Origin of the sequence: Hyphococcus sp., assembly GCF_041986965.1 — a bacterium.
GTDB lineage: Bacteria > Pseudomonadota > Alphaproteobacteria > Caulobacterales > Parvularculaceae > Hyphococcus.
Window position 1 is genome coordinate 149,563 of record NZ_JBHIXB010000002.1, and the last position, 14,807, is coordinate 164,369.

The 14,807-nt window shown below is 60.4% G+C and carries 13 protein-coding genes and 1 tRNA gene; 13 read left to right on the forward strand and 1 reads right to left on the reverse strand.

Annotated elements, in window-relative coordinates:
• The first annotated feature begins 6 nt into the window (after positions 1-6).
• The 12 genes from frr (at position 7) to lpxB (ending at position 12,572) form a co-directional block, all read left to right on the forward strand.
• Positions 7-546: a ribosome recycling factor gene (gene frr / locus ACFC5L_RS09755; protein ID WP_375203132.1), complete on the forward strand. Its 540-nt coding sequence runs from the start codon at positions 7-9 to the stop codon at positions 544-546.
• A gap of 83 nt (positions 547-629) precedes the next feature.
• Positions 630-1,382: an isoprenyl transferase gene (locus tag ACFC5L_RS09760; protein WP_375203131.1), complete on the forward strand. Its 753-nt coding sequence runs from the start codon at positions 630-632 to the stop codon at positions 1,380-1,382.
• A gap of 11 nt (positions 1,383-1,393) precedes the next feature.
• Positions 1,394-2,242 carry a phosphatidate cytidylyltransferase gene (locus tag ACFC5L_RS09765; protein WP_375203130.1) on the forward strand — a complete coding sequence of 283 codons (849 nt, stop codon included), beginning with the start codon at positions 1,394-1,396 and terminating at the stop codon, positions 2,240-2,242.
• A gap of 7 nt (positions 2,243-2,249) precedes the next feature.
• A complete protein-coding gene (locus ACFC5L_RS09770; protein WP_375203129.1) occupies positions 2,250-3,461 on the forward strand; it encodes a 1-deoxy-D-xylulose-5-phosphate reductoisomerase in 1,212 nt (403 codons plus the stop codon).
• A 41-nt stretch (positions 3,462-3,502) separates the two neighbouring features.
• Positions 3,503-4,744, forward strand: coding sequence for a M50 family metallopeptidase (locus tag ACFC5L_RS09775; RefSeq protein WP_375203128.1), 1,242 nt, complete (start codon positions 3,503-3,505; stop codon positions 4,742-4,744).
• A 9-nt stretch (positions 4,745-4,753) separates the two neighbouring features.
• Positions 4,754-7,402, forward strand: a complete 2,649-nt coding sequence (bamA, locus tag ACFC5L_RS09780) for an outer membrane protein assembly factor BamA (RefSeq protein WP_375203127.1) — start codon at positions 4,754-4,756, stop codon at positions 7,400-7,402.
• A gap of 13 nt (positions 7,403-7,415) precedes the next feature.
• Positions 7,416-8,054 (forward strand): OmpH family outer membrane protein, encoded by a 639-nt coding sequence (locus tag ACFC5L_RS09785; RefSeq protein ID WP_375203126.1) that lies wholly within the window; start codon positions 7,416-7,418, stop codon positions 8,052-8,054.
• Between the two features lie 76 nt (positions 8,055-8,130).
• Positions 8,131-9,123 carry a UDP-3-O-(3-hydroxymyristoyl)glucosamine N-acyltransferase gene (gene lpxD, locus ACFC5L_RS09790; protein ID WP_375203125.1) on the forward strand — a complete coding sequence of 331 codons (993 nt, stop codon included), beginning with the start codon at positions 8,131-8,133 and terminating at the stop codon, positions 9,121-9,123.
• 4 nt (positions 9,124-9,127) lie between these two features.
• The gene (gene fabZ, locus ACFC5L_RS09795) at positions 9,128-9,592 is read left to right on the forward strand and encodes a 3-hydroxyacyl-ACP dehydratase FabZ (RefSeq protein WP_375203124.1); all 465 of its coding nucleotides are present in this window, start codon (positions 9,128-9,130) and stop codon (positions 9,590-9,592) included.
• Between the two features lie 8 nt (positions 9,593-9,600).
• The gene (gene lpxA, locus ACFC5L_RS09800) at positions 9,601-10,389 is read left to right on the forward strand and encodes an acyl-ACP--UDP-N-acetylglucosamine O-acyltransferase (protein WP_375203123.1); all 789 of its coding nucleotides are present in this window, start codon (positions 9,601-9,603) and stop codon (positions 10,387-10,389) included.
• Positions 10,390-10,439: 50 nt separating this feature from the next.
• The gene (locus ACFC5L_RS09805; RefSeq protein ID WP_375203122.1) at positions 10,440-11,231 is read left to right on the forward strand and encodes an LpxI family protein; all 792 of its coding nucleotides are present in this window, start codon (positions 10,440-10,442) and stop codon (positions 11,229-11,231) included.
• A 198-nt stretch (positions 11,232-11,429) separates the two neighbouring features.
• Positions 11,430-12,572 (forward strand): lipid-A-disaccharide synthase, encoded by a 1,143-nt coding sequence (gene lpxB / locus ACFC5L_RS09810; protein WP_375203121.1) that lies wholly within the window; start codon positions 11,430-11,432, stop codon positions 12,570-12,572.
• Positions 12,573-12,575: 3 nt separating this feature from the next.
• Here the strand turns inward: lpxB and ACFC5L_RS09815 are convergent.
• Positions 12,576-12,651, reverse strand: a tRNA-Trp gene (locus ACFC5L_RS09815).
• Positions 12,652-12,796: 145 nt separating this feature from the next.
• On the opposite strand from ACFC5L_RS09815, the gene ACFC5L_RS09820 reads away from it, so the two are divergent.
• Positions 12,797-14,743 carry a hypothetical protein gene (locus tag ACFC5L_RS09820; protein ID WP_375203120.1) on the forward strand — a complete coding sequence of 649 codons (1,947 nt, stop codon included), beginning with the start codon at positions 12,797-12,799 and terminating at the stop codon, positions 14,741-14,743.
• Positions 14,744-14,807: the final 64 nt, after the last annotated feature.

A 14,807-nucleotide genomic window follows, 5' to 3' on the forward strand; every position in this document is an offset into this window, starting at 1 on the left:
AGCGACATGACGGACATCAAAGAGCTGCGCAAACGTATGGACGGCGCGCTGGCGTCCCTGAAATCGGAATTTTCCGGTCTTAGAACCGGGCGCGCCAATGCGCAGCTGGTGGAGCCCATCGACGTCGACGCCTACGGGTCGAAAATGCCCATGACGCAGGTTGGCACCATCACCGTGCCGGAGCCGCGCATGATAACCATCAATGTCTGGGACAAGGGTCTTGTCGGGGCTGTGGAAAAAGCCATTCGCGAGGCTGGCATCGGCGTCAATCCCGTGGTCGACGGCCAGAATGTGCGCATTCCCATCCCTGCGCTTACCGAGGAGCGGCGCAAGGAGCTCGCCAAGGTCGCTGCGAAATATGCGGAGCAGGCCAAGGTCGCCATCCGCAATGTGCGCCGCGAAGGCATGGAAGCGGTGAAATCCGCCGAAGGCGGCGAAGACCAACAGAAAAAGCTTTCAGAAGACGTGCAGAAGCTGACGGATGAAATGGTGAAGAAGGTCGACGACGCTTACGCGACCAAAGAAGCGGAGATCATGCAGGTCTGAGACATGCGTCTCAAACATGGGATCAGGAAATTGAGTGCACTCTCTCATAGCGTATCGAGCGAATGGCCTTGCGGAGCGGTCCGGTGAGCGCCGCCCCTGCGCCATCGACCCGCGCTGTTGAAGGCGATGCGCCTGCGCCCAAGCATGTCGCGATCATCATGGACGGCAATGGCCGCTGGGCGAAGGCCCGCGGACTTGCGCGCACTGAAGGCCACAAGGAAGGCGTCGAAGCGGCGCGGCGCGCGGTGGAGGCGGCCCGTGAACTGGGTCTTCAATATCTGACGCTTTATTCCTTTTCGACCGAAAACTGGCGCCGTCCTGCGGGGGAAGTCCGCGATCTTATGGGGCTGTTGCGCCAGTTCATTGTCGATGACCTTCCGAAGCTGAAGAAAGAAGGCTGCAAGGTCGTCATTATCGGCGACCGGGATAATCTTTCGCTCGATCTGAAAGCGCTCGTTAGTCGCGCGGAAAGCGAGACAAAAGACAACGCAAAATTCGTCCTGCAAATCGCCTTCAATTACGGTGGGCGCGACGAGATTGCGCGCGCCGCCCGCGCCGCAGCGGAAGCGGTGAAATCGGGCGCTATGGCGCCTCAAGACATTACGGAAAAAACTTTCGAACGTTTCCTCGACACCAGAGATATTCCGGACCCGGATCTTGTTATCCGCACCAGCGGCGAAAAACGCATCTCCAACTACCTGTTGTGGCAGGCGGCTTATGCGGAATATGTGTTTCTCGATGTGTTATGGCCCGATTTCACCAAAGAGGTGTTCGCCGGCGCGCTTGAAGAGTTTTACCGCCGCGAACGCCGTTATGGCGGCGTCGGCGCCGGTTGACGGCCCGGCGCATGTCCCCTTCCGTTGACAAACTGGACGCCGCGAAACCTGCGTCCGCCGGCGCGCTGACAAGGCGGATTCTTTCCGCTGTCATCTTGATGCCCATTGTCGTCGCCGCCGTTTATCAGGGCGGCGCCGCTTTTGCCGCGATGATCTCTTTTGCGGCCGTGATCATGCTCTTTGAATGGTCGCGCATGGTGGAGCGCCGCACCTTCACAAATGCTTTTTACGCGCTTGTCTTTGCATCCGCCGCGGCCATGTATTTCGCCGCCGCAGGCAATTACGACGCCGCGCTTTTTTCCGCCGCCATCGGCGGGCTTGCCGGCAGTTGGTTCGCCAAGCGCAATAGCGGCGTTGGCGTCTGGTCGGGCTTCGCCGCCTTCTACATCATCATTCCCTGCATCGCGCTTGTCTGGCTGCGCCTCGATGCGCCGTCCGGTGGATCATTGTCCTTCCTTCTTTACGGCGTCGTCTGGGCGGCGGATTCGGGCGCCTTTCTGTTCGGGAAATTCATCGGCGGCCCGAAAATCAGTTACGCCCTGTCACCCTCCAAAACCTGGGCCGGGATCGGCGGCGGGGTGCTCGGCGGCTGTCTGATCGGTGCGGTTTTCGGGGCGTGGACGGTCGGCCCGGCGGCGGCGCTGCTCTACGCGGTCATTGGCGGGGGGCTTGGGGCGGCGTCAGTTCTCGGGGACCTCTTTGAGTCGGGAATCAAGCGTTATTTCGGCCTCAAGGACATTTCAGGCTTCATTCCGGGCCATGGCGGGGCGCTGGATCGCCTCGACGGCATGATTTTCGCCACTTCGGCGATGACGGCGGGGCTTCTCCTCTATATGCTGGCGGAAAGGATTCAGGGGTGACCAGGGGATGAAGAACACGCAAGGGGCCAAGGCCCGGCGGCGCATTACGATTCTCGGATCTACGGGCTCCATCGGCGAGTCGACATTAAGCGTGCTTGAGCATGCCGACGGTCTCGGCGAAGCCGATTTCGAAATCGAGGCGCTCACCGCGAACCGCAATGTGGAAAAGCTCGCCGAGCAGGCGAGAAAGTTCAAACCGAAATTCGTCGCTGTCGCCGATGCTTCTATGGGCGACGATCTGAAAGCTGCGCTTGCGGGCACGGGCATCGAAACGGGCGCCGGGCAAGCTGCTGTGGAAGAGGCGGCGTCTCGTGACGCTGACTGGGTGATGGCGGCGATTGTCGGCGCCGCCGGCTTAAAGCCTACCTTGAAAGCCGCGGCGCGCGGCGCTGACATCGCGCTCGCCAACAAGGAATGTCTTGTCTGCGCCGGTGAAGTCGTCACCAAAGCAATTCGAGAAGGCGGGGGCGCGCTGCTTCCTGTCGATTCAGAACACAATGCGATTTTTCAGGTCTTCGATTTCGATCAGCCGCAGCGCGTGTCGCGCTTGATCCTGACAGCGTCTGGTGGACCGTTCCGGTCCTGGACGCGCGAGGCCATGGGCGAGGCGACGCCGGCGCAGGCGGTGGCCCATCCCAACTGGTCCATGGGCGCGAAGATCTCGGTTGATTCCGCGACCATGATGAACAAGGGGCTGGAGCTGATCGAAGCGGCGCATATCTTTCCGGTCGATCATGAAAAGATCGAAATTCTCGTCCACCCGCAGTCGGTGATTCACTCCATGGTTGAGTATGTGGACGGGTCGGTGCTGGCGCAGCTCGGCACTCCGGATATGCGAACGCCCATCGCGACCACGCTCGCCTGGCCCAAGAGAACGCCGAGCCCAAGCGCTCAGCTCAACTTCGCAAAAGTCGCCAAACTGACCTTTGAAGATCCTGATTTAATTCGCTTTCCAGCGCTTAGGTTGGCGCGTGAGGCGATCTCCGCCGGGGGCGTGATGCCGGCTGTCCTGAACGCCGCAAACGAGATCGCGGTCGCGGCTTTCCTGGCCGGAGGGATCAAATTTCTTGATATCGCCGCAATTTCCGAGCAGGTACTGGATAGATCGGGGCGACTCAACGGACCAGCGAGCTTATCCACGCTGGAGGAAGTCATGGACGCCGACGCGAGCGCGCGGGCCATGGCGGAAGAATGTGTCGCCGCGCGTGCGGCGGCGTAAGTAGTGGAATAACGAAAAAAAGGTCGCCGACTGACAGGTTCATGCTGGAAACGCTCCTAATCCTGCCGATTTCGATCATCGCTTTCATCGCTTTGCTGATGATCATCGTATTCTTTCATGAATACGGTCACTTCTCCGTTGCGCGCATGCTTGGCGTGAAGGTCGATGTTTTTTCCATCGGCTTCGGCAAGCCCATTCTGCAATGGATTGACCGCAAGGGCACGCAATGGCGGATATCCGCCTTACCGCTTGGCGGTTACGTCAAATTTTTCGGCGACTTGAACGCTGCGTCTCAGGGGCCCGCAGAAGCAGCGCAGAAACCTGCGACGACGCAGTTTCCCGGTCCGCGCGAGGCGGAGGAAATCGCCGGCGGGATGAGCGCCGAAGACCGCAAGGTCTGTTTTCATTTCAAACCGGTCTGGGTGCGCGCCGCGGTTGTCGCCGCGGGACCGATTGCGAATTTTGTGCTCGCCGTCGTGATTTTCGCAGGGCTTTATATGAGTCTTGGGCGCGTGATCGTCGAGCCGATGGTCATGGATGTCACCACGGACAGCGCCGCCGCCGAGGCCGGTTTCCTGCCGGGCGACCGAATCGTTACGGTCAACGGGCGTCAGGTCGCCGAGTTTGGCGATGTCGCTGACGCTGTGCTCGTGAGCGGCGGCGATGAAATCCGCTTTGAAGTTGATCGTGGCGGTGAGACGGTCGCGATCACGGCGGCGGCCACCCGAATCGAAAACACGGACCGCTACGGCAACAAGATCGAAAGCTGGCGTCTCGGGATTGTCGGCCCGTCGGCGCAGGATTTCACTTTCCGCAAATACGGGCCGATTGAAGCCGTCTCCGCAGGATTCGGCGAGCTTGGCAGGATATTAGAGCTTACGGTCCGCTATATCGGCAAGATCGTGCTCGGCAAGGAAGATGCGAGCCAGCTCGGCGGGCCAATCAAAATGGCCCAATATGCCGGTCAATCGGTGATGTCGGGCTTTGATGATTCGTCCTACCGGGAGCCGCCAGGCTTCTTGTTGAAGTTGCGTGCGAGCCTCGTCGATTTCATTTTTCTCGCAGCGGTTGTGTCGGTCTCCATTGGATTCCTGAATTTGATGCCAGTGCCGGTTCTCGACGGCGGTCATCTTATGTATTACGCATACGAAGCCATCGCTGGGCGGCCTTTGGGGGCCCAGGCGCAGGCGTTTGGTTTTCGTTTGGGTGTCGTCCTCTTGGCGTCGCTCATGATCTTTGTGACCTGGAACGATATCAATAATCTCCTTTCATCTATCAGCTAGGGCGGCGGCATGAGTTTGTACAAGTCGGGGGGCGGGGTTATACGCGCGATTATTGGACGCGCGAGCATCGGACGCGCAGCCGCTGCGATCATGGCGTCGATGCTGGCTATGTGCAGCTTCGCCGTCGCACAACAGCAGCCCGTGCAACAAGAATCCGCGCCGCAGCCGTCTTTGACGGCGGAAGACCTCTTCCGGCCGACGCCGGCGCCGATCATTCAGGGCGTGCGCGTCGCCGGCAACCAGCGCATCGAAGCGGACACGGTCGGTTCCTATCTGCCGTTGCAGCCTGGCATGCCTGCCGATCAGGAATTGCTTGACCTGTCGCTGAAGACGCTGTTTCGCACCGGCCTTTTCTCTGACGTCCAGCTAGAGATGCAGCCCAACAATGTGTTGCTCATCACCGTCGTTGAGAACCCGATCGTCAATCAGGTGATTTACGAGGGCAACCGGCGAATCAAGAACGACAAACTTGAGCCCGAGCTTCAGCTCTCGCCGCGCTCTGTTTATACGCGCGCGAAGGTTCAGGCCGACGTTCAAAAGATTATCGAGCTCTATCGCGCCAAGGGCCGTTTCGCGACCATCGTTACGCCCAAGGTGAAGCCGCTGGAGCAGAACCGCATCGATGTCATCTTCGAAATCGACGAGGGCCCGAAAACCGGCATCGCCAAGGTCAACTTCATCGGCAACGAGGTCTTTACCGACAACGAGTTGCGCGGCGTGGTCCTGACCAAGGAAAGCCGCTGGTGGCGGTTCTTCACCAATTACGACAACTACGATCCCGACCGCCTCGAATATGAGCGCCAGCTTCTGCGCGAGCATTACGGCAAGAATGGATACGCCGATTTTCAGGTTGTTTCCGCGGTCGCCGAGCTGACGCCTGACCGGAAAGACTTCTTCATCACCTTCAAGGTGGATGAAGGGCCGAAATACACCGTCGGCGATGTGCGTGTGAAGACGACGCTCGCCAAGCTCAACGCTGAGGCGCTTGAGAATTTTGTTCCTATCAAGGAGGGGCAGACTTTCGACTCCGAGCGCGTGGAAAAGGCGGTTGAATCGATCACCTTTGCGACCGGTACGGCGGGCTATGCGTTCGTTGACGTCAATCAGCGGCTTATTCGCCACGAAGATTCAAATACGATCGACCTGACTTTCGAAGTGAACGAAGGTCCGCGGGTTTATGTCGATCGCATCAACATCAAGGGCAACGCGCGCACGCTCGACAAGATTATCCGCCGCGAAATCCGTCTTGCGGAAGGCGACGCCTTTAACCGCGTGCTTGTCGACCGGTCGAGAGCGCGCGTGCGCTCCCTCGGTTACTTCAAGGAAGTGACGATTGAGGAGAAGCCGGGCTCGGCGCCGGACCGCACCGAGCTTGACGTCAATGTGGAAGAGCAATCGACCGGCTCGCTCAGCCTTGGCGTCGGTATTTCCTCGACCGAGAATTTTATCGTCGATGTTTCCGTTGAAGAAAGAAACCTTCTCGGGCGGGGCCAGTATCTGCGCTTCCGGGTGCAGGCTTCGTCTCGCACGCGTCAGGTCGATATCCGTTTCACGCAGCCATACTTCCTTGACCGCAACCTTGCGGCCGGCGGCTCGGTATTCAATCAGCGCACGGACTATCGCGAGGCGGGCTTCATCCGCAACAGGATCGGTTTCGGCCTCAACGCCGGGTTCCAGATCTCTGAATATGGTCGCGGCGGGCTGAATTATCTGTTGACCCATGACAGCGTGAAGATCGATACGGAAAACGCCATCTTTGTTGCCGATCCCGCCGATCCTTTCTCTGTCCTTGTGGCGGGCGCAATGCCAACAAGCATCACGCCAACAACAGGGCAAGACATTAACGGCAACGACATTAGCGGTAACAATGTCGTGGCGAATATCTGCGATTTCGCCGCTCAATCCCTGACGCCGACCTGCGAATCGCGCGGCGATTTCTTGACCTCGCTCGTTGGCGTGAGCGTTAATTTCGACACACGCGACGACCCGATCACACCGCGGCGCGGCTGGCGCGGCGGCGCGAGCATCGGCATTGCGGGCCTTGGCGGCGACGTCAATTATTACCAGACTGAACTCAACGGCGCCTGGTATCATCCGATCATCGGTGACTTCATCGGCTCCTTGAAGGGCCGGGTCGGCTATATCGACGGATGGGGCGGGGACGGCGTACGGCTGTCGGACCGCTTCTTTGAAGGCGCTTCCACGTTCCGGGGCTTTGAGGTGGCTGGCGTGGGGCCGCGTTACGTGACGCGCGTCGACCCTGAAACCGGCGATCTTCTTGGCCAGTCCATCGGCGCCAAGGCTTACGCCATCGGCACCGCGGAAATCCTGCTGCCATTGCCTTTGCCGGACCAGTATGGCATTCGAGCGTCCTTGTTCAGCGATTTCGGCACAGTCGGCCTGGTCGATGACTCGACAAAGCTGTTGAACGAAAATCCGCAGTTTTTCGTGGATGCGGACCAGGACCTGACGACGGGTGTGAATGGCCGGGAATTTGCGCCGATACGAGACGACCTGTCGCTGCGGGTGACAGCCGGTGTTTCAGTGAGCTGGGATTCGCCTTTCGGGCCGGTTCGCTTTGATTTCGCCAAAATTATCCGCAAAGAAGATTACGACCAGACGGAGGGGTTCCGTTTCAGCGCGGGGACCAACTTTTAGGTAGAGGTGTAAGATGAAGAAACAAGCTATTGCGATTATGGGCGCAGCCATGCTCGCGGCTGCAGGGTTTGCCGGTGGAGCAATGATCAGCAGCGCCGAAGCGCAAAGCTCTGGCAAGGCGCCGGTTATTCTGATCGTTGATCGTGCGCAGATCGTCTCCCAGACGAAAGCGGGCAAGACGATTCCGGGCCAGGCTGAAGACGTGAAAAAAAGCGTCGAAAAAGAGCTGGAGGCGGAAGCTGAAAAGCTCAAGAAAGACATAGAGAGCTTCCAGAAAAATGCGTCTTTGATGTCTGAAGAAGTGCGCAAGAAAACCGAGCAGGAACTCGGCGCGCGCTATCAGTACGGGTTGCCGCAGCGCGTCCAGATCATGGAGCAGGCCTTTTCGGCGGCTGTGCAGCAGGCGCAAGCGAAAATCCTCGTTGAAAGCCAGCCGATCCTCAAAGACATCGTCGACAAGCGGGGGGCTACGATCCTTCTCGACCGGTCGGCGGTGATGTATGCAGCGCCGGAAACCGATGTGACTCAGGAAGTCATTGCGGCGCTCGACAAGAAATTCCCTTCTGTTGACGTTGAGAAAGTTTCGCTCGCCGATCTTGAAAAACAGATCTCGGAAGCGCAGGCGAAGGCTCAGGCGGCCAACAAGAAGTAAGTTGTACGTTTTGGAACTTTAACGGAGCGGCCGGCGCGAGCGTCGGCCGTTTCGTGTTTCAGGGATGAGGGCATCCATGCCGGACAGCCGATTTTTTGAAACCTTAGCGCCGCTGAGCGTTGCTGACGCAACGGAGATCGTCGGCGCCCGGCTTGTCTCCGGAGAGGCCAAAGCAACGCTCACTCATGTGGCCGCGCTGGGCGCTGCGGATGACGACGGCGCTGTCGTTTATTGTGAAAAACCAAACGGGCTCTCCGCGCTTGCCGGGAAACGCTTTGGATTATGTTTAGCGCCGGAAGGTTCAGAGCAGGCTGCGGCCGGTCTTTCCGGCGCGGTCGCACTTGTGAAAAGCCCGCGTCTTGGGTTCGCCCTTCTCGGCGCGCGGCTTCACCGGCCGTTGAAGCCCGGCGACGGGATGAAAGTCCGGCCCAGGGGCGCTCATAGCGCCGCCTTTATCGACGGTTCGGCTGAGATCGCCGACGATGCGGAAATCGGGCCCGGAGCTTATATCGGGCCTGGCGTCGTCATCGGCGCCGGCGCCGTCATCGGCCATGACGTTTCAATAAGTCATGCGTTGATCGGGCCCCGCGCGCGGATCCTTCCGGGCGCACGGCTTGGCCAGTCGGGCTTTGGTTTTGTTCCGGGCCCGTCAGGTCTCGTAAAAGTGCCCCAGCTCGGGCGCGTGGTCCTTGGCGCCGACGTCGAGATTGGGGCGAACACCACGATTGACCGCGGCGCCCTTGAGGACACCATCATTGGCGACGGAACCAAGATCGACAATCTTGTGCAAATCGGCCACAACGTCCGCCTTGGGCGCAATTGCGTCATCGCCGCCCAGTGCGGCGTTTCAGGAAGTTGCGTCATTGGCGACGGTGTCATGATGGGGGGGCAGGTCGGGCTTGCCGATCATTTGACGATTGGCGCCGGCGCCATGCTTGCGGCGGGATCGGGCCTGATGCGCGATGTTCCGGCGGGGGAAACATGGGGCGGCCGGCCGGCGCGACCCATAAAGGAGTGGTTGCGCGAAACGGCGGCGCTGGCGAAAATGACAAAGAAGAGGAACGGATAGCCCCATGTCCAAAATTGAGCCCGGAAAAAGCGTCCTGGAAGTGGATGAGCTGATGCAGATCCTGCCTCATCGTTATCCCATCCTGCTTGTGGACCGGCTGGTGGATATCGTGCCGGGCGAAGGCGCTGTGGGGATCAAGAACGTCTCTTATGGGGAGCCGATTTTTCAGGGCCACTTTCCGGAAAAGCCGGTCTTGCCCGGGGTCTTTATGATCGAGGCGATGGCGCAGACTGCTGCGGCCTATACGTCGTATACGGAAAATCTCGACACAGAAGGGAAGATTGTTTTGTTCATGGGCGTCGACAAGGCGCGCTTCCGCCGTCCGGTCGTGCCGGGGGATCAGGTAAGAATTGCGGTCAGGACCGTTCAGCGTCGTCCGCCGGTCTGGCGTTTTGAAGGCGTTGCGACGGTCGAAGGCAAGAAGGTCGCCGAAGCGCAATTCTCCGCCATGCTGGCGCAGTCGGTCTGAGAATTTTCATGAGAGTCCATCCTACCGCCATAATCGAAAAAGGCGCCGAAATCGGCGACGCCGAAATTGGCCCTTTCTGCCATGTCGGCGACGGCGTGAAGATCCATGACGGCGCCATCCTGAAAAGCCATGTGGTGATTGAAGGGCCGACGGAGATTGGACCCCGCACGCAGGTTTATCCTTATTGCGTTCTTGGCGAGCCGCCGCAGCATCTTGGCTGCAAGGGTGACGGCGCCCGGCTTGTCATCGGCGCGGACAATATCATTCGCGAACATGTGACAATGCACCGGGGCACGGTTGCGGGCGGCGCCTTGACCAGCGTCGGCGACGGCGGGTTTTTCATGGTGGGCTCGCATATCGCCCATGACTGCCAGGTCGGCGACAAGGTCATTCTCGCCAACGCCGCCGCCGTCGGTGGACATGTGCATATTGGCGATCAGGCGTTTCTCGGCGGCATGTGCGCCATTCACCAGCATTGCCGGATTGGCGAACATTCCTTCGTGGGCGGTTGCGCGGCCGTGACGAGCGACATCATTCCCTACGCATCGGCGGTCGGCAATCACGCCCGGCTTGTCGGTTTGAATGTGGTGGGGCTGAAACGGCGCGGTTTTTCCCGGGCCGCGATCCATGATTTGCGCGCAGCCTACCGTCTTCTGTTTTACGGGGACGCCGTCTTCAAGGAGCGTCTTGAGCTCGTACGCGATAAATTTGGATCGAGCCCTGAAGTCAGCCGTCTCGTCGATTTTATCGACACCGGAAAGGCAAGACCGCTGATGCCGGCGGCGCGAGAGGACTGATGGCGCGTTGGCGCAAGCTTGGCGTCATTGCAGGCGGCGGCGCGTTGCCAGTGCGCATTGCGGCGGCCTGCGCCGCACAAGGCGCCGACCATCATGTCATCCGTCTGGCGGGCGTGGCGGATCCTGCGCTTGCGGATGCGCCAGGCGATGATTGCGCCATTGGCGAAGCGGGCAAAATCATTCGCATTCTGAAACAGGAAAACTGCGATGCCGCCGTCTTCGCAGGCATTGTTCAGCGTCCTGACTTTTCCGCTCTGAAAGCGGACTGGCGCGGCGCGGCGCTGTTGCCGAAGATTATCACGGCGGCGGCCCGCGGAGACGGCGCGATCCTGTCTGTACTTGTTGAAACCCTTGAATCCGAGGGGCTGATTGTCATCGGCGTGGAGGAGGCCGTGCAGGAATTGACCGTTCGGCCCGGCGCTTTTGGCGCCCGAACGCCCGAAGAAGCCAATTTTGCGGATATGCGCAAGGCCGCTGAAATCGTTCACGCCCTGGGGCCTTTCGATGTCGGGCAGGGCGCGGTTGTCGCCAATGGTCTCGTTCTGGCGATCGAGGCGGCGGAGGGGACGGACGCCATGCTCGACCGCTGTGCGGCGCTTCATAACGGGGTTAGCCAGGGCGGCGTTCTCGTCAAACGGCCGAAACCGGGTCAGGAGCTGCGCATCGACTTGCCGGTGATTGGCGCTGAGACGGTTCGCCGAGCAGCCAGGGCCGGGCTTGCTGGCGTCGCCGTCGAGGCTGGCGTGGCGCTCATTATCGACGCCGAAGAGGTTGCTGCGCTTGCAGACGAGGTGGGATTGTTCGTTTACGGATTTACGGCGCAGGAAGTCGCGCCCCGCTAAGAGCCTGGCTTAAAATCTGGCAAGGGAGCAAAAATCATAATGATCAGACGTCCGCCAGCCAAAACACGATGCGGCGCCAGGCTCTTATTCTTTTGTTTTAGAGCCCGAGACGTATCGTGTTTTGGCCGGCGAACGCCTGTCAAGCCGACTTTGCGGAGCTCTGGCAGGTGCTCAGTTGGGCTCTAAAGGAAGGCGGCGATGAAAATTCTTCTTTGCGCACTTGAGCCTTCTGCGGATGCGCTTGGGGCGGCGCTGATGAAAGCGCTCCGGAACTTGCGCGCCGATGTTCAGTTTATCGGCTGCGGCGGCGCCTTGATGGAAAAAGAAGGGCTGAAAAGTCTTTTCGACATCACGCCCTTTTCCGTGCTCGGTCCCGCCGCCGCTTTAAGCCTGTTGCCGCGTGCGTTGAAGGCCGCAGATGCGCTTGCAGCGCTCGCCGCAGAAGAAAAGCCGGACGCGGCTATTTTCATCGACAGTTGGTCGTTCGCCCGCATCGCTGCGGAAAAATTCGCGCGCAAGGCGCCGGCGGTGAAGCGATTTAAATATGTGGCGCCGCAGGTCTGGGCGTCCCGTCCGAAACGCGCGCAAAAGGCGGCGGCGCTTTTTGACGGCGTTATGTGCTTGTTCGAGTTTGAAACGCCGCTGTTCGAAGCCGCCGGCGCCCGCGCGCGTTTTGTCGGCCATCCGGGGTTTCAGGCGGCGCGCGACCGGGTCATCGACCGCGCCGGGTTCCGGCAACGCTATGATCTTGGAGAGGGGCCGTTGCTCGCCGTGTTGCCGGGCAGCCGGGCCAGCGAGTTGAAACGGCTGGGCGAGCCGTTCCGCGAGACGGTCAAACGCGCCGCCGAGGCGGTTCCCGATCTGCGGGTCGTCATTCCGGCGGCGCCGTCGGTGGTCGCCGACCTTCCAGACTATCTCACCGGCTGGCCCGGGCGCCCGGTCATTATTGAGGGCGATGACCGGCCCGACGCCTTCGCGGCGGCCGATGCTGCGCTGGCGGCGTCAGGCACCGCGGCGGCCGAACTCGCCATCATGGGTACGCCCCAGGTGGTCGCCTATAAGGTCGACCTGATCACCGAGATCTGGGCGCGGGCGATCTTCACGATCCGTCATGCTGCGCTCGCGAATATCTCGGCGGGCCGGGAGGTGATCCCTGAATTCCTCCAGCGGCGCTGCCGGGCGGAGCTGATGGCGCCGGCGCTGATCCCGCTTTTGAACGGCGGGCCGGAGCGTGAGGCGCAGCTTGCCGCTTTGCCTGAGATTGTCCGTGGCTGGACAGGGGAAACGCGCCCGGCGGCGGAAATGGCGGCGGAAGCGGTGCTTGACTGGCTTCAGGGCTGAAACTGGCAGGGGCGGAGGGACTCGAACCCACGACCCTCGGTTTTGGAGACCGATGCTCTACCAACTGAGCTACACCCCTAGGCCAGCCCTTGCATTAAGGCCGTAACCCGGCGCTTTCAATAGGCTTGAGGTGAAATTCCACGCGGCGGCCGGTATTATAGGTTAACGGCCTTTCCGGCTTTTGCCGTCGGGGCGCGAACCTTGCTAGGATTGGCATCAGGATCATGACCGGAGACAGTTTCATGTCGCGCAGTTTGAGAGTTCTCGCCGCCGCCTTTTTCGTCATGGGGACGGTCGCCTGCGGCGCCGGCGGCGATTCCACGGCGGCGGAGCCCCAACCTCAAACCGCTGTTAATGACGGCCTCGCGGACGCGCGTGCCCAGCTTAGCGCCCAGATATCAGCCTCGGCTAAGACATCAAAGCCGCAAGGGCCGTTGCTTCAGGCGGGGCCGTGGTATCCGGCGGCTTTCAACATGGAAGAGCCGTTCGCCAATCTTTTGAATGGCAGCGTTGTTGTCTGGGAAGGCGGCGGCATGGATACCGGCCAGATGATCGCGGCCGGGATCGTCGACAAAACGACATTGCTGCCTTCGCGTCTGCCTAATGGAAAATGGCTCAATGGCGGCATTTATTTTCCGGGCAATACGCCGGAGATGGCCCTGCACTGGGACGGCGACTGGGTGCTTGAATGGGAAGGCGACGCGGATTTCTGGATCGAATATCTTCCGCGCGAGATGCAATGGCGGGACGGGAAAAACCGCATTGTTTTCACGCGCGACTTCAAGCGCGGCAAGACGCCGGATCATTCGCGCATTCAGATCCGGCGCCTCAATGGTCCGCTGAAATCCCTCAAGCTTTATCGTGCGGAAAATGAAGACGCGATCAAAGCTGGAAAGATCTACAATCCGGCGTTCCTTGAGGCGCTCTCAGGGTATGACGTTATTCGCACAATGGATCTTCAGTCGGTGAATTCCACGACGATCCGGTCCATTGAAGACATGGCGACCATGGCGACGCCTTACTGGGCGACCTCGGATGCTGGCAACGCGCAAGGCGAACCGCAATTCAAATATCCAAGCCCCCTGCAGGGCATGCCCATCGAGGCGACGTTTCGGCTCGGGACCGAGAGCGGCAAGAGCGTCTGGTTTCAGGCGCCCATTACACTCGGCGCGCCGGCGCCGCTGTTCGACTTTGCGGGCGACGATCCCTTTCCTCACTGGGCGGCGCGGTTTTCCGACGCCGCGAAAGACGATGCGGTCAATGTCATCGAAAGCGAAGAGTGGGACCGCTACGCGGATGCTTTTGTTGAGGCGCTGATCGCGAGCGGCTATCCGGCGGATCGTCCGCTTTATGTCTCCCTCGCCAATGAAGTCTGGAATTTCGCAGGCCAGTATTTCCTGACCACCACCTATGCGCAGCGTATGGGCTGGGGCCTTGCCCCATGGCTTGAGATTCCTGAGCATAACGGTTTGCGCGAGGGCTATGGGGCGCTCATGGCGCGGTTCAAGCTGGCCCTGGATGGCGCGCTGGAACGGGCGGACCGCGAACAGAACATTACCTATGTGATCGAAGGCCAGGCGGCTTATGTGGAGCTGACCGGGGCGGCGCTTCGCGGCGCCAAGGCCTATATGGACAAAAAGGGCGAGCGCTGGGCTGATCACGCCCCGGGCTTCGGGGTTTCCGTGGCGTCCTATTGGGGCTGGCGGTCGCCGGCCGATTATGGCGTCGATACGAGCGACTTCGACGCCCTGGAGAATTTCTTTCTGAATGGCAGTGATCGGCAGGAAGGCACGCGCGCCAATGTGCTGAAGCTGTTTCGCGGCGCCGCTGCGCAAGGCGCGCAATATGGCGTGCGGCTGATCGGCGCCTATGAGGGCGGGTCTCATTTCGGCCGGCCCTGCAAGACGTGGGATCCGAACCGCGGCTGTGTCGAACACGGCATGACCCAGGAGGAATATCGGGAATTTCTCTGGGGCGAGCATGGCGGGCGCGTCAATTACGAGATCAACAAGGCGCTGGCGGAGGCGTTTCCGGGGATTATCCTCTCAAATTACGTCCTCGCAGGCCCCATTGGCGCGCCGTGGAATGAGGGCGAGTTGGGGGCGACCAACCCCTATGCCCGCTCCTGGAAGGCCCTGATGACCCATGATGAGGCCCCTGCCGGCCAGTGATGGGGACCAGTGATTTTCGGACCCCGGCCGAAAGCCTCCTTGACGGGCTCGCGAAAAGGTTTAC